This window comes from Dissulfurimicrobium sp., from assembly GCF_049968175.1.
Taxonomy (GTDB): domain Bacteria; phylum Desulfobacterota; class Dissulfuribacteria; order Dissulfuribacterales; family Sh68; genus Dissulfurimicrobium; species Dissulfurimicrobium hydrothermale.
Map to the genome: position 1 here is coordinate 1 of NZ_JBMFRG010000002.1, position 22,511 is coordinate 22,511.

Below are 22,511 nucleotides of genomic sequence, written 5' to 3' on the forward strand. Positions count from 1 at the left end.
CTGTCATCAGGGCAAAACCCCCTCCCGAGGTCGCAACCATGCTGGGCGCGCCACAAAAGGAGGCCCCTATGGCCATGTTGATTGCAGCTATCTCGTCTTCGGCCTGCTCCACAACAAGGTCCATAGCATCTGCATTGGCTATGAGTGTAAGAGGGACGGATGTGGACGGTGTCATGGGATAGAAGGCGCAGAACTTCGCCCCAGCGCTCATAGCCCCTAGGGCTATGGCCTGATTGCCGTTCAGCATGACGCTGCGGCCTGAGCGGTCCGTTTTGCACGTCTTTGAAACATCCATCCGCCTAGAGGTGTTGGTCTTGGCCCATTCATATGCCTTTTTGAATGCCGCAAGGTTTTCATCCAGGGCCTCTGGATGTTTCTTGCCCAGGGTATCGCGGATAAGCCCCTCGAACAGGGCACTTTCAATGCCGATCAAGAAAGCTAAGACCCCTAGGACTGCTGTATTTTCAAATCCCGACAGCACCATATCGCGTGGGACCAAGACCGCACCATCTGCATCAACGCCGACGGATCCGCTCGCGATGATCAGCCCGTCTTTCTTTAAATCCTTCCTGTGGAGATCCAAGGTCTCGGGGTCTAGGGCAACGAGTACATCAAGTTCATCTTGCGGAGCAAGCGGCAAATCAGCCCCCACCCTGATGGAAAACGTATTATGTCCACCCCTGATCCTCGATTGATAGCCCTGGGTTACAAGGATATAGCAGCCGCTCCTTACCATCGCCCTGCTTAAGAGCTCACCGATAGTTACGAGCCCCTGCCCAGCCTCTCCCCCAATGAGGATATTGAATTCATCAAACGACATAACGCCCCTCTTATTTAGTCTTTGGAAGTATCTCACTTCAGACCGACCCTGAAACACCAAAAAGGGTCTCTCATGACCTCCGTCTCCCAGATACAGATCGGACTGCCATCCAACCATATATCAGGATGTTTATCGCTACAACCAGCAAGCCGAGGTCTGTCTGGGTCCTGCGCGTAAGACCTGCCGGATATAGTAATGGCAGGATGTAGTGCCCGACAAAATCGCCGGTGTATCCAACCTGTCCACCGGCCAATCTGAGCTTTTGTTCCAAAGGGGTAAGTGGACATAGCCACCCGTTAAACTCAACCAGTGCGCCCCATACAGCAGCAGGTATATGCAGGCACATGATCCAGCGCCACCTTAGGGCCAAAAAAACCGCCAGCCACCACAAAGGCGACAAACGCCAGGTGAAAAAACACCAGCACGTCCGCACAAATAAGATAGCCCAGAAACACCCCCTTTTTTGCTGCAAGACGTTGCTTCAAAGACCTTAACCCTGCCCAGATCTCTGGCATCAAGATATCAGAAAGGGAATCGGTGTCAACCGCAGGACCACCTGGCATCACCGACGCAGACGCAACCCTATGCCGCCCATACATACCGAAACAGCCTAAAAAAGTTGTATTTTGTCATAATGTCCTCCTTCGGCCATCTTACATCAAGGGAGAAGGTGATTATTGGCAACCGCCGTCGGCCAATTAGGGCACCCTGTTTCTTCTTGAATTCCGGACATGTTGTGTTATACAAGATACTTCACTTTGTATAACCGTCCAAACTTGGAATCGACCTATGCAGCCTTGTATCCAGGCATTTCTTGACTTTTTGAGCGCGGAGCGGAATGCATCCGCAAACACCATAAAGGCCTATTCAAGAGACCTTTCTGAATTTGTCGGCATGCTCGGCCAGGACAGAGACATCCGTACGGCGACAAGCCGAGAGGCAAGGGCATGGCTCGGTGCACTCATCAAAAAAGGGGCCGGCAGGTCCACCGTTGCAAGGAAACTTGCGGCCCTGAGGAGCCTCTTCAGATTCCTTGTGCGTGAAGGGCTTGTTGCAAGGAATCCGATGAGCGCCCTTCGCTCTATAAAACCGGACGGAGCGCTTCCAGCGTATCTTTCCATAGAAGAGGCCTTCAGATTGATTGAAACAGGAAAGGGGGACGGATTCAAGGCCTTAAGGGATCAGGCCATCCTTGAACTCCTCTACAGTGCTGGTTTGAGGGTGGGCGAGTTGTGTAGCCTTGATATGGGACATATATCTCTTTCTCCGGAAATGGTCCGCGTCAGGGGCAAAGGGAACAAAGAACGCATCGTGCCGTTCGGAGAAAAGGCGGCCGAGGCCTTGAGGGCGTACCTCCCTGCACGGCTTTCCGTCCTTCAAAGGCTCAAGCTGGACAACGAGGCCCTTTTCATAAGCCAAAGAGGCACCCGCCTTACACCAAGGAGCATCGAAAGGCTTGTTGAACAAAGGCGTCTCGAGTCAGGGATCGACACCAAGGCTACACCACACACTTTCCGCCACTCCATGGCCACCCATCTCCTGGAACAAGGAGCGGACCTCCGCGCCATACAGGAGATGCTGGGCCATGCAAGCCTTGCCACAACCGAACGCTATACACATCTTGACATAGCAAGACTTACTGAGCTCTATCAAAAAGCCCACCCCAGGGCCGTCCTTAAGATGCTCCATAAGCCTGAAAGCCAAGGGAGAAATAATGAAGATGCATGACATGAAGCCGGATTTGAAGGATCGACTTATCAGGGGCACCACTGTGATCTGTGTCAGACATAAAGGCGAGGTCGTAATGGCCGGAGATGGGCAGGTTACGCTCGGTGCGACCGTCATAAAACACAGTGCAAAAAAGATAAGGAGGCTCTATCATGACAGTGTGATAACAGGTTTTGCAGGGGCGACCGCCGATGCATTCACGCTTTTTTCAAGGCTTGAACAAAAACTTGAACAATATAAAGGAAATCTGGTACGTTCGGCGGTCGAGCTCGCAAAGGATTGGCGCACAGACAAACTGCTCAGGCGCCTTGAGGCCATGCTTATCGCCGCGGACAGTGGACACTCGTTTCTCATCTCCGGATCGGGCGACGTGATAGAACCTGACGATGGCATAATAGCCATAGGCTCCGGCGGACCTTACGCCCTTGCAGCCGCACGGGCACTTGTCCTGCACAGCGGCCTTGCTTCAAGGGAAATCGCTGAGCAGGCGCTTAAAATAGCCTCGTCTATTTGTATCTACACAAACGACCAAATAACGGTCGAAAATCTATAGACATGGAGAATAGCTGTGCCGTTTAAAGATATAAGACCATTGACGCCCAAAGAGATAGTGGCTGAACTTGACAAATACATAGTAGGGCAGGACCAGGCCAAGCGTTCTGTGGCTATAGCGCTCAGGAACCGCTGGAGGAGACAACAGGTCGCACCAGAATTGAGGGATGAGATCGCACCTAAGAATATCATCATGATAGGTCCAACTGGCGTCGGAAAGACCGAGATAGCCAGAAGGCTTGCACGTCTTGCCAATTCCCCTTTCTTGAAGGTGGAGGCCACTAAGTTTACGGAAGTGGGCTATGTGGGACGCGATGTCGAGTCCATGATCAGGGACCTGACGCATCTTGCGGTTGACATGGTCAAGTCTGAAGAACGTGAAAAGGTGGAAGAAAAGGCCCAGGGCCTGGCAGAAGAAAGGCTTTTGGATCTACTACTCCCTACAAGACACCAAGTGGAAGATGAGGCCTCCCAAAACGCCACCAGGGAACGTTTCAGGCAAATGCTCCGTGAAGGCAAACTGGATGACAGGTTCGTGGAGCTCGAAATAACTGCACACCCCCAACCACCCATGATCGAGGTCTTGGCCGCAACTGGCATGGAAGAGCTCCAGGGTGGCCTCCAGGATATGCTCTCCAACATCTTTCCAGGTAAACGGAAACGCCGACAGGTGAAGGTTTCAGAGGCCAAGAAGATACTGGCACAGGAGTCAGCGGCAAAACTGATAGACATGGACAAGGTAACGGAGATGGCTATAGCTAGGGTCGAAAGTGCAGGCATAATATTTTTGGACGAGATAGACAAGGTCGCATCAAAGGGTGGGGGAAGCGGCCCTGACGTCTCGAGGGAAGGGGTGCAACGCGATCTCCTGCCGATAGTAGAAGGTACGTCCGTCCACACCAAATACGGCATAGTCCGCACTGACCATATCCTTTTTATAGCAAGCGGGGCATTTCATCTAGCAAAACCATCTGACCTGTTGCCCGAGCTCCAGGGCAGATTCCCGATTCGGGTCGAACTGAACCCGCTTACCCAGGAAGACTTCAGGCGCATACTCACAGAGCCTGAAAACGCCCTTGTAACGCAGTACGAGGCCTTGCTCGCCACAGAGGGCGTAAAGCTTGTATTTGAGCCGGATGCTATAGAGGAGATAGCGCACATAGCATTTGTTGTAAATGAACGCACGGAAAACATCGGTGCCAGAAGGTTGCATACAGTGATGGAGAAGCTGGTGGAGGAGATCTCTTTTGAGGCCCCTGATGTCGCACCACAAGAGATCAGGATCACTGCTTCATATGTACAGGAAAGGCTCAAAGACATAGTAAAAGATGAAGATCTGAGCAGATTCATCCTGTAAAAGGGGGTGGATGACAATTGGATGCCCAACTGAAGGCCGAGGTCCTTACAGAGGCCCTGCCATATATCAGACGGTTCGCAGGAAAGAGTGTGGTCATAAAATACGGCGGCCATGCGATGGCGGACAAGACCCTAAAAGAGAAATTCGTTCTTGATGTAATCCTCATGAAATATGTTGGTATAAGGCCAGTAATAGTGCATGGCGGCGGTCCCCAGATAAGCCGCACCATGGAACGCATGGGGATTAGGCCAGCATTCGTAGAAGGACAGCGGGTAACGGATGCGGAGACCATGAGCGTAGTGGAGATGGTGCTCGTGGGCACAGTCAACAAGGAAATCGTGGGCCTAATAAACCGTCACGGCGGCAGGGCCGTCGGACTATCAGGCAGGGACGGTGACCTTATCCAGGCCGAACAAATGAAGATATACAAATACACCGGCGATGAAAGACCCCCTGAAATCATTGACATCGGACGGGTCGGCAAGGTCGCCAGGGTGGACGCAACGGTCTTGAAGACCCTCGAGGACGCCGGCTTTATCCCGGTCGTCGCCCCTGTGGGTGTAGGACCTGACGGCGAGGCATACAACATAAATGCAGATCTCGTAGCCGGGGCCATAGCAGGTGAACTTGGTGCAAAAAGGCTTATCCTCCTTACGGACGTACCCGGTTTTATGGAGACCAAAAAAGGCGGAAACGGGATTGAAACAAAGGAGCTCGTTACCTCCATGACAGCGGCCGATGTCGAAAATGCCATCCTCAACGGTACTGCAACAGGCGGGATGATCCCAAAACTCAAGGCATGCCTCAAGGCGCTTGAGAGGGGTGTGGAAAAGGCCCATATCGTCGACGGACGGATCGCCCATACAACACTTTTAGAACTCTTTACAGACCATGGCGTGGGAACGGAGATAATACCAAAATGACCTGCGAGACAGCTATCGCCAACACATACAACCGCTTCCCGGTGACACTGGTAAAGGGCCTTGGGTGCAGGGTCTGGGACGATGCCGGGCGCGAATATCTGGACTTTGCCGCAGGCATCGCGGTATCAAGCCTTGGCCACTGCCATCCAAGGGTGGTAGAGGCCGCAAAGGCCCAACTTGAGGCGTTGATGCATGTCTCAAACCTCTACTGGACCAGACCTCAGATAGAACTTGCCAAACGCTTAACCAGCCGCTCGTTTGCTGAACAGGTGTTTTTCTGCAATTCTGGAGCGGAGGCGATCGAGGCCGCGATAAAGCTTGCCCGCCACAGGGGTCATGACATCAAAGGGTCGGATTGTTATGAGATCATCTGTCTCGAAGGGGCCTTTCACGGCCGCACCCTTGCCGCCGTTGCAGCCACGGGCCAGCCCGTTTATCAGAGGGGCTTCGAGCCATTACCGAACGGTTTCCTGCACGTTCCGCCTGACAATATCAAGGCGCTGAGGCTTGCGGCAGGCACGAGGACCGCCGCCATCCTTATCGAGCCCATTCAGGGCGAGGCTGGTGTAAGACCGATCAGTGATGAATTTTTGAAAGAGGCCAGGAGACTCTGCGACGAACACCAGGCACTTTTGATATTCGATGAGGTACAAGTCGGACTCGGGCGCACCGGAACCCTCTTCGCCTATGAACAGACAGATGTCACGCCAGATGTGCTGTGTCTCGCAAAGGCGCTTGGAGGTGGGCTCCCGATCGGGGCTATGCTTGCCAAAAAAGAGGTGATGACTCATCTGCCGCCGGGCAGCCATGCATCGACCTTTGGCGGAAATCCAGTTTCGTGTGCGGCTGCCGCCGCCGTGCTCGATGTAATGACCGAAACTGGATTCCTTGAAAAGGTACGAAAGACCGGAGCGTACATGGCGGATGGACTGAACAGGCTCAAGGTGGCCTATCCGGATAAAATCAGGGAGACAAGGGGAAGGGGCCTCATACAGGCCGTTGAATTCGCAGCACCTGCCCCGGATTTAAGCCTTAAACTCCTTGAAGATGGATTCCTGACCATCCTCAGCCACGGCGATACCCTCAGGCTTGTGCCCCCCCTTATAGTTGAAACAACCGAGGTGGACGCCCTCTTGGATTGCCTCAAGGGACGGATCGCCGCATTATAAACGATCAGAATAAACAATCAGGATTGATATCATGAAAAAAACAAACGAATTCAAAAAGGCCAGACACTATCTCAGGGTATTTGACTTAGGGTCAGATGAACTCTTGGGCATCATAAACCGTGCTACGGAATTGAAACGGCGCAAAAAGGCAGGGCTTGCATCTGACCATAGGCCAGCCATAGGCAAGACCTTGGGGCTCCTGTTTGAAAAACCTTCCACAAGAACCAGGATATCCTTTGAGGTCGCCATGTTCAACCTGGGTGGTAACGTGAGCTTCATGCCGGCGCGCGACCTCCAGCTGAGGCGAGGCGAACCGCTTAAAGATACCGCAAGGGTCCTCTCCAGATACCTCGACTGCCTTGTGGTGCGGACCTTCGGACAGGAGATAGTAAACGAGCTGGCCGAGTGGTCTGGCATACCAGTAATAAACGGCCTAACCGACCAGCATCACCCATGCCAAATACTGTCCGACTTAATGACAATAATAGAGAAAAAGGGTGTAGGCCTCAAAGGACTCAAGATCGCCTGGGTCGGAGACGGCAACAACATGGCCAACTCCTGGATCGAAGCCGCATCCCGCCTTGGCTTTGAGCTCATCCTGGCCTGTCCAACCGATTACTGGCCTGATCAAGGCATACTTAATGAGGCGTTGAAAGACGCCAAATCAACCATCAAGCTGACACACGACCCGGAAGAGGCGGTAAAAGACGCCGATGTGATAAACACGGACGTCTGGGCCAGTATGGGGCAAGAAGGAGAGGCGGAGAGGAGGAGAGGCGCCTTCGCCCCTTATCAGATCAATGCAGGGCTTCTAGGTCTGGCAAAAAAAGATGCAATAGTACTTCACTGCCTCCCCGCCCACAGAGGGGAGGAGATAACAGAAGATGTACTGGAAGGGCCACAGTCTGTCGTGTGGGATCAGGCCGAAAACAAAATGCATATACATATGGCTATACTTGAATGGGCGATAGGGCTGCATCCCATCCCCTCTCATTGAAAACAGGGATCGCCGGCTTGAAATGGATAAGAGGCGATTGAAAAGGAATATGAAATGGCTAGAGATACTAAAAAAAATCGAAAGACGGAAAAGATCGTGCTCGCATACTCAGGCGGCCTTGACACCTCGGTTATACTGAAATGGCTCCAGGAAACCTATGAATGCCCGGTGGTCGCCTATTCGGCGGACATCGGCCAGAAAGAAGATTGGGGTCTAGTGCGCCAAAAGGCGACCGATACCGGCGCCTCCGACGTAGTCATAAAGGACCTCAGAGAGGAATTCGTCCGGGACTTCTTGTTCCCGATGTTCAGAGCGAACGCCATTTATGAAGGCGGCTATTTGCTTGGCACATCCATCGCAAGGCCTCTTATAGCCAAGGAGCAGGTGAAGGTGGCAGAAGAATTCGGGGCAGACGCGGTAAGCCATGGCGCTACAGGCAAGGGAAACGACCAGGTGCGTTTTGAACTCACCTATATGGCGCTGAATCCAGCCCTCAAGATTATCGCCCCATGGCGTATCTGGGACCTCAATTCCAGGCAAAAACTCATGGACTTTGCAAAAAGACACGGCATCCCGGTACAGGCCACAAGGTCCAGACCTTACAGCATGGATGCGAATCTCTTGCACATAAGCTATGAAGGCGGAATACTAGAGGACCCCTGGGCCGAGCCGCCGAAGGACATGTTCGTCTGGACGAAGGCCCCTGAAGACGCGCCTGATAGACCGCAATACATCGAGATCGATTTTGAAAAAGGTATACCCGTTGCAATAGATGGGGAGAGATTGGGGCCATTTGCCATATTTTCCAAATTGAATCAAATAGGGGCGCAAAATGGGGTCGGCAGGGTGGATCTGGTCGAAAACCGCTTCGTCGGCATGAAATCAAGGGGTGTGTATGAAACCCCGGGCGGGGCCATCTTAAGAACGGCCCATATGGCCATTGAATCGATCACGATGGACAGAGAGGTCATGCACCTTCGAGACAGCCTCGTGCCTCGCTACTCTGAACTGATATATTACGGTTTCTGGTTTTCACCGGAACGCGAGCTCATGCAAAAATTAATGGATGAATCTCAAGCGAATGTCACCGGGACGGTGCGGCTTAAGATTTACAAAGGAAATTGTATAGTAGCGGGCAGAAAGGCTGAAAAAGGCCTCTACCTACCTGAATTCGCCACATTTGAGGCAGATGATGTCTACAAACAGGCTGATGCTGAGGGCTTTATAAGACTCCAAGGTCTGAGGCTCAAAATCAGGGCCCTTGTGGAAAAGACCAGATCGACATAGAAAATGGCAAAAACCTCGGTTAAAGGTCTTGACCCGCCTGTGCGGTTGCTAGATCTCTACCTTCCTGAACCGGCACCTGGCGATAACAGATCATATGAAGCCAGACTCAGGTCTGCTGCAGAACAGACCTTGGGGGCAAGGCCGCACATCCCGCTCCTCACCCTCCAAAGACTGGGACGACTACTCATGGAGCGCCGGTATCATGTCGAGGCGGTGGCTGTAGATGGACCATGCGGCTGGGAGATCTGTCGGACCCTGCCCAAGGGCGAAGGCGTCGGTCCTCCTTTGGGCCTGGCTATAGACCTTGGAAGCACCACAGTAGTCTTCTATCTCGTAAACATGATCTCAGGGATTGTGCTCCAGACACTGTCTATGGCCAACCCCCAGCGCAGCCACGGCGAAGACATCCTTGACCGCATCATATTTGCAGGCATGGGTGACGGACTCGCCGTCCTCAGAAAAGAAATCATCGGCCTTTTCAACTCAACGATCAGCGAAATGGGCTGCGCCGCACATATCTACTTCATTGCAATAGCCGGCAACACAACCATGTGTCACCTCCTCCTTGGGCTGGAGCCAGGTCATATCTGCAAGGCGCCTTATCTGCCCTTGGCAAATGGCTTTGATATATTTTCAGCAGATGAGCTGGGCATAAAGGTCCATGACCGTGCGAAGGTCTATGTCTTTCCAAATATCGGAAGCTATTTCGGTGGGGACCTGCTGGCCGGAATCGCTGCGGCCGGGATGCATACACATGATGAGATATCCATGCTCATAGATGTCGGCACCAATGCGGAGGTGGTGCTGGGAAACAAGGACTGGCTTATAGCCTGCTCAGGCGCAGCAGGCCCGGCCCTGGAAGGCGGCGTCCTCTCATGCGGCATGATGGCAGGACCTGGGGCCATAGAGCGTGTCTTTATCGACAGGGAGACCCTTAGACCGTCGTATAAGACCATAGCAGGCAAACCGCCCATCGGGATCTGTGGCTCAGGCATAATAGACCTGCTCTCCGCCCTCTTCCTGGCCGGCCTTGTCGATCGAACGGGTAAACTGGTTTTGACAAAGGCCGAGGAAAGGATGAAAGAGATAAGCGGGGAATGGGCCTATATACTTGCAGATGAGAAAGAGACAGGCCATGGAAGGCCGATTTACATCAGTCAGAGCGACATAAAGAACCTGATCCGCTCAAAGGCCGCCATGTACACCATCTTGAATGTAGTCGCCAGCAGTATAGGCATAGGGTTTGAAGACATCAGCACCTTCTATGTGGCAGGGGCCTTCGGAAATTACATAGATCCCAAAAATGCCGTTGCCATCGGCATGTTGCCGGATGTCCCGATAGAACGTTATAAGGGCATCGGGAATTCAGCTGGACAAGGTGCGGTTGAGGTCCTGAGACGCAGAACCGTCAGACAGGAGGTAGAAAAGATCAGAGAAAAGATCACCTATCTCGAGATGAATGTACGCGAGGACTTCATGAACCAACTCACCGCAGCCCTCTTTCTACCGCACACCGACATGGAACGATTTCCGTCGGTCAAGGCCCTTTTACAGAAACGTATTTGACCAAAACCACTTCTGCAAATATTCGGCAGGCACAGCCTACAGCACATCCCGCTCCTGTCGAGGATGCGGCAGATTGAAAAGTGCCCTTGCATTGGCGCTTGTGCGGCTGGCCGCCTCTTCAAGTATGACCTCCTTTAATCTTGCGACCTCTTTGACTACATAGACGACCCTTGCAGGCTCATTCGGTTTCCCCCTGAAAGGCGCAGGACTCAGATATGGGCAGTCCGTTTCTACCATAAGTCTTTCAAAAGGAATAGATTTTACCGCCTCCTTGAGGGCGTCGGTCTTTGGAAAGGTGATAACACCCGTCACCGAAATAAAAAACCCGAGCCCGACAGCATGTCCAGCCACCGCCGCATCCCCGGAAAAACAGTGGATGACACCACTCAGCCCCTGACCCCTATATCCATCAAGAATGCCAAGGACTTCGTCATGTGCGTCTCTGTCGTGGATAATTACCGGCATGGAAAGCCTCAACGCAAGGTCAATCTGTCTTACAAAGGCGTCTCTTTGTCTAGCCCGCGGCGAGTATCCCTTGGCGAAATCAAGCCCTATCTCCCCAATGGCCACCACTTTTTGAAAAGAGGCAAGGCGTTCCAGTTCCTTGACCGCCTCACGGGACATCGAATCCGCATCATGTGGATGAATGCCGACTGCGGCGAAGACACCCCTAAACCGCCCAGCCAACGATATAGCCCTCTTGGAACTGTCAAGATCAACCCCTATGGTTATCATCTGGACAACCCCATGCTCCCTGGCCCTCAAGACCACACCCTGAGGATCACTGGAAAGCGGCGGTATGTCCAGATGAACATGTGTGTCTATAAGATCCAAGAGACCAGAGGTGTTTGTTTGATCCATCAATCCTGTATCACAGGGAGCCTTACAATAACAGTGGCGCCCCTGAACCTGTTACCTTCTATGGAGAACGTACCGCCATGGGCCGATATCGTGCGTTTTGCAAGGCTGAGGCCCAGCCCTGCGCCTTGCGGTTTGGTTGTAAAAAAAGGCTCCCCGACCTGCCTCAGGTGTCCCCTTGCCACTCCGAGACCCGTATCAGTGACACGTATCTCAACCATCCCGTCTCGGCTTGCAACGGACACAGCCAGAAGGCCGCCGTCGGGCATGGCGTCTATCGAGTTTTTAAATATATTCAAAAAGGCCTGCCCCATGCCTTCCTTGTCTAGTTTCAATTCAAGTTCCGGGGCGGCGTTGTAATGCTTGACCTTGATGCCAAGCCTTTCAACATCTCTGTTAAAGAGCGAAAAAGTCGACTCGATCAGCTGCCCCAGCTTGACCTTCTCAAGTTTCAGGCCCGCTGCATCTGATGGTCGGGACAGATCAAAGACGTCCCTCAGTATCCTCTCCAGCCGCTCGGCGTTTCTGACTATCGTCTCCGCGTATACGACAAGGTCAGGATCATTCAGCCTCTTTTTGAGCATCCTCGCCATACCACCCAGGGTCATAAGCGGATTTTTGATCCCATGATAGAGCTGATCCGTCATGCGACTGATTACATTTAACCGCTCCGCCTCGACCAGGAGGTCTTTGTTGCGCTCGACGTCGTCGTTTAGCCTCTTGAGCTGATTGATCCAACCTTCCAGCCTCTCGCACATGTTTGTCTTACACACGGCTATAGAAGCAAGTGTCGCGAAGAGGTGTAAGGCGTCCATATCTTCGTCGGTTATCACCGCCCCGGTGACAAAGTTGTCTGCAATTATCACCCCGTACATCTTTTCATCTGTAACTATGGGTACTATAGCGAATTGCCTTGAGTTGATAATCTTTCTGATCTCAGAGACACCATGCCCTTCTGAATCCTCACCTATCCTGACGGCCTTTTGCCCGGTCATGGCCATCATTAGGACGTTCTGCGCATCGGAAAGGGGCACGCGTATCTCTTTTACAAGCTGATTGATGGGGCGCGAACCGTTTCTAAAGTCTTCCTTGACCGCTTCCAGTATCTCAAAAAGGGAAAGATGCCTCTGGGACAACTCGGACCATATTCTATTGGCGTCGGTTGCGTCAGCGGGTCCGATGGCGAATCTGCCCTCCAGCCGTTTCTTGTCTTCATTCAAGAGGATGAGAAAGGCCCTATTGAACCCAAGCCCATCCCCTGCAGTGATCCCTACGAGCACAGCCTGGAATATCTCGTCCAGATTCCTGGCCTTCAGGAAGGTGGAATTGAGTTTAAGTGCAAGATCGAGCAGGAGCTTTATACGGCTTCTACACAAGACAACAACCTCGTCCTGGACATGATCCATAGGCCATGCGGCACCCTGACGCCCGATGTCTTCCATGATTACAAATAGGACCGTTTAAGTATAATTTAGATTCCAAACAACCAATTTACATTTTTGCAGCTTTTTAGCAAGTGTTGCGCTTGCAATATCCATTACTATGAGGCAAGCTTCGATGATATGCCCTATCAAGACTTTAACCGCATAGAAATAGACCTTGGCGCCCTTTCGCACAATTTTAACGCCTTGAAGACGATCGCCGGCCATGAAACATGGGTCTTGGCGGTAGTAAAGTCAGACGCCTACGGCCACGGCCTGGTCGAAGTGGCCAGACAGCTTGCGATAGACGGGGTCTCAGGTTTTGCGGTCTTTGACCTCAATGAGGCCGTCGCACTCCGTAGCGCCGGCATAACCGCACCCATACTTCTGCTCTCTGGGATCGCACCAGGCGATGAAGCGGGATGTCTTGAACTTGGGCTCACCTGCGGAGCGACTTCCTTTCAAATGTTAGATTCCCTTGAACAGGAGGCAAAAAGACATGGCAAGAAGGCTACCGTTCACATCAAGGTCGATACCGGCATGGGGAGGATGGGATTTGATCGCAACGAATTCTTCTGCGCCATAAAGGACTGCGCACGTTGGCCTCACATAAAAATGAAAGGGATATATTCCCATTTCTCATCGGCAGATGAACCGGACGATCCTATGAACAAAGATCAGATAGCGGCCTTTTGTCACATGATCAAAGGGGCAAGGCAGGCTGGCTGGCGCCCTGAGATTATACATCTTGCCAACTCGGCTGGACTTATTCATTTTAAAGAGGCCAGATTTAACGCGGTGCGCCCAGGGCTCGCACTATATGGGGCGTATCCCGGCGAAAAAAGCAAGGGGCGCATCATATTAAGGCCTGTTATGCATCTCAAAAGCAGGGTAATATCGGTCAGGCGCCTGCCCGCAGGCTCCGGCATAAGCTACGGTCATGCCTTTGTCACAAAGCGGGCGTCCAAGATAGCCGTAATACCTGTTGGTTATGATGATGGATATCCAAGGGCCCTGTCCGGGAAGGCGGAGGTCCTTATCCGTGGTAGGCGCATGCCGGTGGTGGGACGTATCTGCATGAAATCCATGATGGTCGATGTGACAGATATGGACGGGATCTCGACAGGCGAGGAGGTGGTGGTGCTGGGGAGGCAAGAGAATGAGGCAATAACCATTGAAGAACTGGCTGAATGGGCCGGTACGATCAGTTATGAACTTTTATGCCTGCTCGGCACGAGGAACAGGCGTCATTTTATCAAGAGGAACTGAATATGTTTGGCATAGGGATCCCGGAACTCGTAATAATATTTATCATTGCGTTGATAGTCCTAGGCCCCGAAAAGCTGCCGCAGCTTGCAAGGCAACTCGCCCGCCTTATAGCAGAATTCAAAAAGGCCGCCGAAGACTTCAAGGCACAGATGGATCTTGAGGCATTAAACGAAATAAAGAGTCCGAAAGAGATGTTGAAGGATGTGTTGGCACCAAAATCGGACAATACGGCCACCAGCCCTGGACCGGAGTGGAAACCGGCTCATCCCTCTGGGCCGAATGGCGGCGCCGGAGACCATCCCCAGTCCACGCCTGCGCCTATACAAAACAACAACTATGAAGGATCGGCTGAAGGGCACCAGAGAGATCCAGCCGACGGGCGCATCGACAAGCCGGTTGACAGCAGGTCAGATGTCGATTGACCGCATCCCTTTCGGAGCGCACCTTGCCGAGTTGAGGCGCAGACTAATCTATTGCGTCCTCACGCTTGCAGCGGCCTTCTTTATATGCTATTGGGCATCCGACTACCTGGTCTCCGCCCTGTTCTATCCCATTAGGCAAGCCCTGCCACCCGGTAGCACCATGGTCTTCACCTCGCTGACCGAGGGTTTCATGACCTATCTCAAGGTCTCCTTCTGGGCAGCAGTTATCGTCTCTACCCCGATGTTTGCATATCAGGCGTGGGCATTTCTGGCCCCAGGGCTTTACGAGAACGAGAAACGCCGCATAACGGTCTTTGCAGGATGGGCTGCGACACTTTTTACAACTGGAGCCGCCTTCGGCTACTGGGTCATAATGCCTGTGGTATTGTCCATAACCATGGGTTTTGCAAGTAAGGGTCTTGAGGCCATGCCCAGATTGCAAGACTATCTGGTCTTTGTCCTAAAGACCATGCTCTGCTTCGGAATCACCTTTGAGATGCCGTTTCTGATGGCGTTCACAGTCCGTCTCGGCCTTGTACCTGGAGGGTATTTCAAGAAACATAGAAAAATATTCTATCTGACGCTCTATATATTGGCGGTGGCGCTCGCACCTACGGACATATTTTCACAAATCATGCTCCTTGCGCCGCTTATAGGAGTCTTTGAGATAGGCATCCTGGCGGCCGCTAAAAAGAATGGGCCGCAATAAACGGCCTTGTCTGATGTACGGCTATTGCCCTTGATGCACGGCGCTGATATTTTATTAAAATGGATAAAAAAACTGGCGGCCGCGACTATTACCCGGCCTTTTTGAACCTTAAAGGCCGGCTCGCAGTGGTAGTGGGGGGCGGAAAGGTGGCCGAACGCAAGGTGCTGGGTCTCCTTGATGCGCATGCCGCCATAAGGCTAGTATGCCCTGAGACAACGCAAAGACTTGAAAACCTGGCACGAGATGGCTTGATCGAGTGGCGAATGCGGGGATTTCTGGCCGAAGACCTAGACGGGGCATGGCTGGCCATCGCTGCAACAGACGATCCAGCTGCGCAAAAGGCCGTCTACGATGGGGCTGAGACAAGGGGCATCTTCTGTAATACGGTCGATCAACCCGATCTCTGTAGTTTCATAGTCCCTGCAGTGACAAGGCGCGGCGGCCTTTGTCTGGCCGTTTCGACATCAGGGAACAGCCCGGCCCTTGCAAAACGCATCAAAGAAGAACTGGAGGCGTCTATAGGTCAGATATTCGGTACATACACAGCCATGCTCGGCGAGATAAGGGATTGGCTGCTCTCCACGCGCCAGGACCCAGTGGAGAGAAAAATCTTGTGTCAATCCCTGGCAGAGAATAAGATCTTAACTTGGATGAAAAACGGCGAGTGGGACAAAATAGAAGATTGGGCCGTGACTAACTATGGAGAAGGGGCCGGAGAGGTGGTAAGGAGATATAGGCCATCAACAAAATCCCTTTAGATTGAAAATGATGCACGATTTTATCTTTAATATCTCGCTGTTTTTATATTTTTTGGCTACAGCAGGTTTCCTGGCAAACATCATAACCCTCCGCAAAGACGCCAGGAAGGTGGCGAATCTCTTTTTGTACGGGGCCTTTGTGGCCCATGGGCTTGCGATCTTGTTACGTATGTTTGAGGCAGGTCATACCCCGCTTGTGAGTATGCACGAGTCCCTCTCTTTTGTAGCTTGGTGTATGGTCGGCGGGTATTTGATCTTGCAGTCCCTTAACAGAGTGAAGTCGCTCGGGGCGTTTGTAACGCCACTCGCCCTTGTGATCATGATTGCATCTTCTATACAGAAAAGGCAGATTCCGTCCCTCCCCCCTGCGCTCCAGAGCGCATGGCTCCCCATTCATGCCGCCATATGTCTTGCAGCCTATGCAATCTTCGCCTTGGCATTCTGTCTTGCCATCATGTATCTCATACAGGAAAGGCAGATAAAAGACAGGCGCCTCGGTGCGATATTCCGGAGGCTCCCGTCCCTCGAAAACCTTGACATCATGATAGGCCGTTGCCTTGCCGTCGGCTTCCTGCTCCTAACTATTGGCATCATTACGGGCTCCATTTGGGCTGAAAATGCCTGGGGATCTTATTGGAGCTGGGATCCTAAGGAGACATGGTCTTTGATAACATGGCTTTTCTACGCCGCACTCCTGCATCAAAGACTTACAGTAGGCTGGCGCGGGAGAAAGGCCGCAATCATGACGATCCTTGCATTTGCGATCCTTGTTTTCACCTTTCTTGGCGTGAATCTCCTTATCCCAAGCGAACACAGCTATGCCGCAAGCTTCAAATAGACCTCAGATATTGCTTATGGGTGTAAACCATAAAACTGCGGGTGTCGAGGTGCGCGAACGTCTGGCGCTTCGTAATTGCGAAACACCGGCCTTGAAACTCCTATCAGGGCTCCCTCAGCTTGATGAACTGGTATTTCTGTCTACATGCAACAGGGTGGAGGTCATCTCCGCAACACAGACCCCCAAGGATGCAGAGGCCGCAATTAAGGCGCTCTGGCTTAAAAACACCGGAATAGACAAGACCCTCCTTGACTCCGTGCTCTATATATACAAGGGGGAAGAGGCGATTCGCCATGTGTTCAAGGTGGCTTCAAGCCTTGATTCAATGGTCGTCGGCGAACCACAGATACTCGGGCAGATGAAAGACGCCTATCGCATGGCAGTGGATGCAAAGACATCGGGCGCCATCCTCAACCGTTTACTCCACAAGGCATTCTCTGTAGCAAAACTCATCCGTACAGAGACCGGCATAGCGAACAGTGCGGTCTCCATAAGTTATGCAGCTGTTGAGCTTGCAAAGAAGATATTCGGCGATTTGAAAGGCAAAAAGGCCCTCTTGGTAGGCGCAGGCGAGATGGCTGAACTTGCGGCCAGACACCTTATGACAAATGGGATATCCAGGCTCATCGTAGCCAACCGCACCCTCTCAAGGGCAGTTGAGCTTGCGGAGCGGCTGAAAGGCCTGGCCATTGCCCTTGAGGAGATAGAAGACGCCCTGCTTGAGACTGATATAGTAATAAGCTCCACAGGCGCACCGGGGTTTATCTTAACCAAAGATATAGTGCGCAGGGCAATGCGTCCCAGGCGGCACCGCCTCTTGTTCCTCATAGATATTGCAGTTCCAAGGGATATAGAGCCGGGGGTCAATGAACTTGAAAATGTCTATCTTTACGGCATAGACGACCTCAAAGGGATCGTTGAATTCAACAAAGCGGAGCGGGGGAAAGAGGCCAAAAAGGCTGAACGTATGGTGGAGGCCGAGGTCATCAAGTTCATGTCTTGGCTTGAGTCAACTGACGCCGTACCCGTGATCCAAGCTATCCAACAGAAGGCGGAGGAGGTACGCCGCCGCGAGATGGCCCGCAGCCACTCCGTATTAAGCGCACTAACACCTGAACAGCAAAAGGCGATTGACGTCCTGACCTCCTCAATCGTGCAGAAAATCCTCCTCAATCCTATAATTTGTCTCAAAAAGGAGGGGTGCAAAGAGGGGAAAAGCGAACTTGTTGAGGCGGCCGGCCGTCTTTTCGGCCTGAATGGGACCGAAGAATGCAAGGAAAGGCATTGAGCCCGGGAAATATGGCAGGCCAGACGCCCCAAGGCGATCCTTAGTTGAAAAATTACAGGGAGATCCTCGATGGACCTTAAAATCTATAATACGTTGACCCGCAAAAAGGAGCCGTTTGAGCCGATGGAACCAGGGCATGTAAAGATGTATGTCTGCGGTGTCACCACATATGACCGTTGCCACATTGGACATGCAAGATCTGCCGTGGTCTTCGACGCCTTTGTGCGCTATCTTCAACATAAGGGCTATAAAGTCCATTTTGTACGAAATTTCACAGACATAGACGACAAGATCATAAAGAGGGCGAATGAAGAAGGGATCTCATCCTCCGAACTCTCAGAGCGTGAGATCAGACATTTTTATGAAGACATGGCAAGGCTCAAGGTAATGCCGGCCAGCTTTGAGCCAAGGGCCACCGAACACATCAAAGAGATTGTAAGGCTTATCGAGACCCTCATCTCAAAGGAATACGCCTATGAAGCTGACGGAGACGTCTATTTTTCTGTGCGCCATTTCCCGGCCTACGGCGCGCTTTCCGGAAGGAATATAGAAGAACTGGTTTCAGGGGCAAGGGTGGCTATAGGTGAACGCAAAAAAGACCCACTCGACTTCGCCCTCTGGAAGGCAGCGAAACCAGGGGAACCTTCGTGGCAGTCTCCATGGGGGGCTGGACGCCCAGGCTGGCACATCGAGTGTTCTGCCATGGGCATGAAATACCTTGGACCCACCCTTGATATCCACGGCGGCGGGCTTGATCTCATATTTCCGCACCACGAAAATGAGATAGCCCAGTCGGAGGCCGCAACCGGCAAGACCTTTGTGCGCTATTGGATTCACAATGGATTTGTCACCATAAACGGCGAAAAAATGTCAAAATCGCTCGGCAATTTTATTACCATCCACGAGATCTTAAAGACACACAGTCCTGAGGCCCTGCGCCTCTTTCTCCTGTCCAAACACTACAGGAGTCCTCTTGATTACAGTGAAGAGGCCTTGAACGAGATGGAGGCCGCGTTGGATAGGTGCTATAACACCATCTGCGAGGCAAAAAACAAGGCATCAAGAGCTACAAAGGCTACAAAAAAAATGCGCCCTTTAAGCGACGTCGCAGAAGATGCCGTAAAGAGCCTAAGGGCCCTGCCGGAAAGATTTGATCAGGCCATGGACGATGACTTCAACACAGCGCAGGCCATGGGCTATTTGTTTGAGGCGGTTAGGGCGCTAAACCGCCTGGCAAAGGAGTGTGAAAGGACACCGTCGATATTGTGCACAAAGGAATTGGAGGCCGGGATAGGGGTGATCCTGAATGCCTCACATATCCTTGGGGTCCTAGAGGAAGAGCCAGATGCCTATATAAATGCCAGGAATCTGGAAGGTCTTAAAAGATTCGGCCTTACAGAAGAGGAGATATTGAGCGCAATAGAAGAAAGGACTGCTGCCAGGGCTAAAAAAGACTGGGCTGCTGCGGACAGGATCAGAAAGGGGCTTGAGGCAAAGGGCATTATGCTCAAAGATACGCCGGAAGGGACCCGCTGGGCCATAAAATCCTTTGATTGACAAGTCTTTTATACGGAATTACACTTGACGCCATGCTTCTTGAGGAGATCACCATGCCAGCCTTTGTCCAAGGGCTCTCAAAGACCAGGACGGTCATCGTGCCCTTTGGCTCTGTTGAGGAACACGGGGCCCATCTGCCCCTTGGCACCGATACTGCCCATGTCTATGAACTTGCAAAAGAGGCATGTAAGGTGCGGCCTATTTTTGTAGCCCCGCCGATCTGGTATGGCCTATGTAAAAGCACTGGTAGACACCCTGGAACCGTCACTATTTCGGGTGCAACGGTTAAAATCTTAACCATAGAGATCGTGACATCGCTTTACCAACACGGGCTCAGGAATTTCGTCCTTATATCAGGCCATGCTGGCAAAACCCATATGGCCGCGCTGCTCGATGCAGGCGAGGAGATACTCGGGCGCCTCAAAGAGGCTAAGGTGGCAGTGCTCACTGTGCTTGACCTGGTCGCCATGATTGCAGACGGCCTGGTCGAGACAAAAAATGACTCTCATGCAGGCGAGGTCGAGACCTCGCTAATGGAGTTCCTGCGCCCATGGCAGATAAAAGGGACAAGCCCTGAAGAATATCCAATATTCCCACATTCAATCCTGGTTAGAAACAAGAGGGCCTTCTGGCCAGGGGGGATCTGGGGCAATCCAGCCAAGGCCTCTAGGGAAAAAGGGGAAACCATACTAAAAAAAGAAACCGAGCTCCTTGTGGAGCTTGTAGATAAACTAGAATCTTTTAATGAAGAGGAAAAAGATGAAAAAGATCTCTATTAAGTTACTTACAGTATTTTTTTTCTTGGTCGCAATTGTGCATATTTCAGCCTGCCGGGGTATGGCAAACCCTGTAAAGGCCCCTGATTTCACCCTGTTAAACCTCGAAAACAAAAAGGTGAGCCTGTCGGATTTCAAGGGAAAAGTGGTGCTCTTAAACTTTTGGGCTACATACTGCCCGCCGTGCAGGGCCGAGATGCCCGATTTTATAGCGCTTCAAAACAAATACGCGTCAAAAGGATTCAATGTCATAGGGATCTCTGTTGATGAAGACTGGCAAGAGGTCCTGCCATCCTTTGTCAAGGCCATGAAGGTCAATTATCCTATTTTGATCGCAAATACGAAGGTCTTAAAGGACTACGGCGACATCTACGCCCTGCCTGCCACGTTTATAATCGATAGGGAGCAAAAGATCGTGAAGAGCTACACCGGCATGGTTACACAAGATGAAATCGAGCCGGTCATCTTAAAGGCCCTCAACCAGAAATGATATTCTTGATAACGCCGTGAAAAATAAAAATTGATAGCGTCGCAAGAAGTCGCCAACCAAAAACCATCTATGGTCTGATGACTACAGCAGGCGGACCTTCTTCAACACGGCCTATATCCCTGCACCACTCAAGCCTTTTGCCGGAGAGACGGACGATCAGCTCCTCCGTCTTCTCCTCCGGCACGGCTATCAAAAGACCGCCTGATGTCTGCGCGTCAAAAAGGAGCTCAATAAGCCCTTCTTCCACCCCTGCATCTATTTTTATCTTTTTCTCGCAGAAATTCCTGTTGGCATAATCACCTTCGGGGACAAAGCCCTGCATGAGATATGTGATTGCCTCCGGTATATGGGGTACCTTGTGGACGTCTATCACAAGCCTGGCGCCGCTCGCCTCGGCCATCTCAAGGGCATGGCCGACGAGACCGAAGCCTGTTATGTCCGTGGCCGCAGAGACCCCTATCTCCATCATGGCCTCACTGGCCTCACGATTCAGGGTCTTCATTATATCGACCAACTTTTTGTACAGATCGTTCGGCAGCAGCCCGGCCTTAAGCACAGTCGCCAGGATGCCGGTCCCAAGGGGCTTTGTAAGAATCAGCCTGTCTCCAGCCCTAGCCCCTGCCTTGGTTATAAAATGCCCAGGCTGGACGATCCCGGTCACGGCAAGCCCGTATTTCGGTTCAGGATCCTCCACGCTGTGCCCACCCAGGAGTACCGCACCTGCCTCATGTATCTTGTCGATACCACCGAGGAGTATCTTTTTAAGGACTTCCTTCGGAACCTCCTTGCTCGGAAAGCAGACTATATTCATGGCCGTAAGGGGCCGAGCCCCCATGGCATACAGATCGCTGAACGAATTCGCGGCGGCGATCTGACCGAATTCGTAAGGATCGTCGACTATCGGCGTAAAAAAATCCACAGATTGGACTATTGCAATCTCATCACTGATCCTGAATACGCCGGCATCGGAGGCCATCTCACGGCCAAGGAGGAGATCGGGATGGATAGACAAGGGCAGCACCCCCAGGATGTCTTGAAGGTCACCCGGACCTATCTTGGATGCTCACCCAGAGGCCGCAACCCTGCTTGTTAGCAAGGCACTTTCCTGTTGCGTCATTGTATCATGATGAGGTCTATTTTCTAAGGGTCGCTATAAGACGGCTCGGTTTTAAAAACAAGTCGAAGGCGTCGCAGATATTCAACACCACCATCTTGCTCGACATGATTGCGCTTACGGATGCCCCTTCCTGGCCTATTACGCAGATCCCCAGCGCCGCATCCCTCAACATTAGGACGTCGTTACAGCCGTTTCCTATGGCCACTGTATTTTCCCGCCCGAGGTCCCTTAAAAATTCGAGTTTCTGGATATCCCCTCGGCCGGGTTCAAGACGGTACGCCTTTACAATACCATCATTGACCAAGTCTTTTGTGAGCTCCTCCATGGTCTGATTGGTGTCGGCGGACAGGATATAGACATTAAGGAGCTTGGAGATGTCTTTCAATCTCCCTTCAACGCCATCTATCCATTTACCGTCGACGGTTATGGTACCGTTCATGTCCAGCAGGATATTTTGCAGATTATAAAACACCCCACACGGAAGGTCCACTTCGATTGATTTTGTATGAACCATTGCTCTGGCGCCCCCCTAATCCAACTTAGTTTCCTTATAAGGATAACCCGAAAAATATTAAAAAGTAAAGGGTTTCTATACCGATGTCAGCCGAT

Annotated in this window: 24 protein-coding genes; 17 read left to right on the top strand and 7 right to left on the bottom strand. The window is 52.0% G+C overall.

The features are described 5' to 3' along the window. The 3 genes from ACP5SG_RS00310 to ACP5SG_RS00320 all read right to left on the bottom strand — a co-directional run. On the bottom strand, positions 1-820 hold an 820-nt coding region (locus ACP5SG_RS00310), incomplete at its 3' end, for a 2-oxoacid:acceptor oxidoreductase family protein (RefSeq protein ID WP_428120918.1). A gap of 70 nt (positions 821-890) precedes the next feature. Continuing rightward, positions 891-1,166: a DUF2784 domain-containing protein gene (locus ACP5SG_RS00315; protein WP_424661221.1), complete on the bottom strand. Its 276-nt coding sequence runs from the start codon at positions 1,164-1,166 to the stop codon at positions 891-893. Beyond that, entirely contained in the window at positions 1,123-1,383 is a 261-nt protein-coding gene (locus ACP5SG_RS00320) for a hypothetical protein (RefSeq protein ID WP_424661222.1), read from the bottom strand. The genes ACP5SG_RS00315 and ACP5SG_RS00320 overlap by 44 nt, the downstream gene beginning before the upstream one ends. Positions 1,384-1,609: 226 nt before the next feature. Between ACP5SG_RS00320 and xerA the strand changes: the two genes are divergently transcribed. Genes xerA through ACP5SG_RS00360 form a run of 8 tightly spaced genes read left to right on the top strand, consistent with a single transcriptional unit; the run spans position 1,610 to position 10,399 of the window. Then, entirely contained in the window at positions 1,610-2,548 is a 939-nt protein-coding gene (xerA, locus tag ACP5SG_RS00325; protein ID WP_428120922.1) for a site-specific tyrosine recombinase/integron integrase, read from the top strand. After that, positions 2,541-3,101, top strand: coding sequence for an ATP-dependent protease subunit HslV (hslV, locus tag ACP5SG_RS00330; protein WP_237889828.1), 561 nt, complete (start codon positions 2,541-2,543; stop codon positions 3,099-3,101). The genes xerA and hslV overlap by 8 nt, the downstream gene beginning before the upstream one ends. Before the next feature lie 30 nt (positions 3,102-3,131). Next, complete coding sequence (gene hslU / locus ACP5SG_RS00335; protein WP_237889827.1) at positions 3,132-4,457, top strand: ATP-dependent protease ATPase subunit HslU; 1,326 nt, start codon at positions 3,132-3,134, stop codon at positions 4,455-4,457. 17 nt (positions 4,458-4,474) lie between these two features. Further along, positions 4,475-5,380, top strand: coding sequence for an acetylglutamate kinase (gene argB, locus ACP5SG_RS00340; protein WP_237889145.1), 906 nt, complete (start codon positions 4,475-4,477; stop codon positions 5,378-5,380). After that, complete coding sequence (locus ACP5SG_RS00345) at positions 5,377-6,549, top strand: aspartate aminotransferase family protein (RefSeq protein ID WP_237889144.1); 1,173 nt, start codon at positions 5,377-5,379, stop codon at positions 6,547-6,549. Before argB ends, ACP5SG_RS00345 begins: the two co-directional genes overlap by 4 nt. Before the next feature lie 31 nt (positions 6,550-6,580). After that, positions 6,581-7,546: an ornithine carbamoyltransferase gene (gene argF / locus ACP5SG_RS00350; RefSeq protein WP_237889143.1), complete on the top strand. Its 966-nt coding sequence runs from the start codon at positions 6,581-6,583 to the stop codon at positions 7,544-7,546. Positions 7,547-7,600: 54 nt separating this feature from the next. After that, positions 7,601-8,833, top strand: coding sequence for an argininosuccinate synthase (locus tag ACP5SG_RS00355; RefSeq protein ID WP_237889142.1), 1,233 nt, complete (start codon positions 7,601-7,603; stop codon positions 8,831-8,833). 3 nt (positions 8,834-8,836) lie between these two features. Beyond that, positions 8,837-10,399: an ASKHA domain-containing protein gene (locus ACP5SG_RS00360; protein WP_237889141.1), complete on the top strand. Its 1,563-nt coding sequence runs from the start codon at positions 8,837-8,839 to the stop codon at positions 10,397-10,399. A 36-nt stretch (positions 10,400-10,435) separates the two neighbouring features. Here the strand turns inward: ACP5SG_RS00360 and ACP5SG_RS00365 are convergent, their stop codons facing one another. After that, complete coding sequence (locus ACP5SG_RS00365; protein ID WP_237889140.1) at positions 10,436-11,260, bottom strand: TatD family hydrolase; 825 nt, start codon at positions 11,258-11,260, stop codon at positions 10,436-10,438. Continuing rightward, positions 11,260-12,699, bottom strand: coding sequence for an ATP-binding protein (locus ACP5SG_RS00370; protein WP_428120931.1), 1,440 nt, complete (start codon positions 12,697-12,699; stop codon positions 11,260-11,262). The genes ACP5SG_RS00365 and ACP5SG_RS00370 overlap by 1 nt, the downstream gene beginning before the upstream one ends. Positions 12,700-12,819: 120 nt before the next feature. Here ACP5SG_RS00370 and alr point away from each other — a divergent pair, with 120 nt between their 5' ends. The 9 genes from alr (at position 12,820) to ACP5SG_RS00415 (ending at position 20,785) form a co-directional block, all read left to right on the top strand. Further along, positions 12,820-13,947: an alanine racemase gene (gene alr / locus ACP5SG_RS00375; RefSeq protein ID WP_237889138.1), complete on the top strand. Its 1,128-nt coding sequence runs from the start codon at positions 12,820-12,822 to the stop codon at positions 13,945-13,947. A 2-nt stretch (positions 13,948-13,949) separates the two neighbouring features. Further along, positions 13,950-14,369: a Sec-independent protein translocase protein TatB gene (gene tatB / locus ACP5SG_RS00380; RefSeq protein WP_237889137.1), complete on the top strand. Its 420-nt coding sequence runs from the start codon at positions 13,950-13,952 to the stop codon at positions 14,367-14,369. Further along, positions 14,359-15,078 (top strand): twin-arginine translocase subunit TatC, encoded by a 720-nt coding sequence (gene tatC / locus ACP5SG_RS00385; RefSeq protein ID WP_237889136.1) that lies wholly within the window; start codon positions 14,359-14,361, stop codon positions 15,076-15,078. The genes tatB and tatC overlap by 11 nt, the downstream gene beginning before the upstream one ends. 59 nt (positions 15,079-15,137) lie before the next feature. Then, positions 15,138-15,836, top strand: a complete 699-nt coding sequence (locus tag ACP5SG_RS00390) for a precorrin-2 dehydrogenase/sirohydrochlorin ferrochelatase family protein (RefSeq protein WP_237889135.1) — start codon at positions 15,138-15,140, stop codon at positions 15,834-15,836. Positions 15,837-15,843: 7 nt separating this feature from the next. Beyond that, positions 15,844-16,674 (top strand): c-type cytochrome biogenesis protein CcsB, encoded by an 831-nt coding sequence (ccsB, locus tag ACP5SG_RS00395; RefSeq protein ID WP_424661225.1) that lies wholly within the window; start codon positions 15,844-15,846, stop codon positions 16,672-16,674. Continuing rightward, a complete protein-coding gene (gene hemA / locus ACP5SG_RS00400) occupies positions 16,655-17,962 on the top strand; it encodes a glutamyl-tRNA reductase (protein ID WP_237889133.1) in 1,308 nt (435 codons plus the stop codon). The genes ccsB and hemA overlap by 20 nt, the downstream gene beginning before the upstream one ends. 69 nt (positions 17,963-18,031) lie before the next feature. Beyond that, a complete protein-coding gene (gene cysS / locus ACP5SG_RS00405) occupies positions 18,032-19,519 on the top strand; it encodes a cysteine--tRNA ligase (protein WP_424661226.1) in 1,488 nt (495 codons plus the stop codon). After that, positions 19,516-20,298, top strand: coding sequence for a creatininase family protein (locus tag ACP5SG_RS00410; protein ID WP_330873319.1), 783 nt, complete (start codon positions 19,516-19,518; stop codon positions 20,296-20,298). The genes cysS and ACP5SG_RS00410 overlap by 4 nt, the downstream gene beginning before the upstream one ends. After that, the gene (locus ACP5SG_RS00415) at positions 20,279-20,785 is read left to right on the top strand and encodes a TlpA disulfide reductase family protein (RefSeq protein WP_424661227.1); all 507 of its coding nucleotides are present in this window, start codon (positions 20,279-20,281) and stop codon (positions 20,783-20,785) included. Before ACP5SG_RS00410 ends, ACP5SG_RS00415 begins: the two co-directional genes overlap by 20 nt. 67 nt (positions 20,786-20,852) lie before the next feature. Here ACP5SG_RS00415 and selD read toward each other — a convergent pair whose 3' ends face one another. Both selD and ACP5SG_RS00425 read right to left on the bottom strand, forming a co-directional pair. Continuing rightward, positions 20,853-21,902, bottom strand: coding sequence for a selenide, water dikinase SelD (selD, locus tag ACP5SG_RS00420; RefSeq protein ID WP_424661228.1), 1,050 nt, complete (start codon positions 21,900-21,902; stop codon positions 20,853-20,855). Between the two features lie 16 nt (positions 21,903-21,918). Continuing rightward, the gene (locus tag ACP5SG_RS00425; RefSeq protein WP_424661229.1) at positions 21,919-22,416 is read right to left on the bottom strand and encodes an HAD family hydrolase; all 498 of its coding nucleotides are present in this window, start codon (positions 22,414-22,416) and stop codon (positions 21,919-21,921) included. Positions 22,417-22,511: the final 95 nt, after the last annotated feature.